Genomic DNA, 772 nt, shown 5'->3' on the forward strand with positions numbered 1-772 from the left:
CAGCGTGTAGGGGTCGTGGTACGGCTTGCCGGTGGCGACGTCGACGACGTTCGCGCCCAGCAGCGGGGCGTTCAGGTCGCCCTCGTACGCGCTGAGCATGTCGAGCCCGTAGTTGTACTCGTGGTTGCCGACGACCTGCGCGTCGTAGCCGATGGTGTTGAACGCGGTGGCCATCGGGTGCGTCGTCTCGCCGGAGAGGACGCCCGCGGCGCCGTCGCCGAGGCCGTAGTAGTAGGTGAGCGGCGTGCCCTGGATCGCGTCGCCGTTGTCCATGACGAGCACGGACTCCTCGCCCTTCTCGGCGCGGAGGCGGTCGACCTCGGTCGCGACGCGGGTGAGGCCGAGCGCGCCGTCGGCCGGGTACGGCGCGTTCGCGAAGTAGTCCCAGTCGTAGACGTGCCCGTGCGTGTCGGTCGTCGACACCAGGGTGAGCTCGACGCCGTCGTCGAGAGGGGCGGCCGAGGCGATCGGAGCGGCGGTGGCGGCTCCGAGTGCGACGACGGCGAGGAGGCTTGCGGCGCGGAGTCTGCGCATCGTGGTCCTGTTCGCGTGATGAGTGGAGTGTGAACGTCCTCGAATCTATGCGCCGCGTGTGAACTGCGCATGACGGGATCGAGAGCATTGCTCGGCGATGCGTCCGCGGGGCGGCCCGGTGCCGGGGGAGTCCGCGGGCCGGCTCGGAGCCGGGGAGTCCGCCGGTGCGGCCTCGCGCCGCGGGCGTGCACTGCACCGGCCTCGTGGGCTGGAGCCGTCCTCCGGCCCCTCCGCTAGA

At 71.6% G+C, this 772-nt stretch carries 1 pseudogene; it reads right to left on the reverse strand.

The annotated features are described in order from the left end of the window. Positions 1–534, reverse strand: a pseudogene (locus C5C95_RS17050) (bifunctional metallophosphatase/5'-nucleotidase); the annotation flags it as partial. Between the last annotated feature and the right edge of the window lie 238 nt (positions 535–772).

This window comes from Rathayibacter sp. AY1B7 (assembly GCF_002932735.1).
Classification (GTDB): Bacteria; Actinomycetota; Actinomycetes; order Actinomycetales; family Microbacteriaceae; genus Rathayibacter.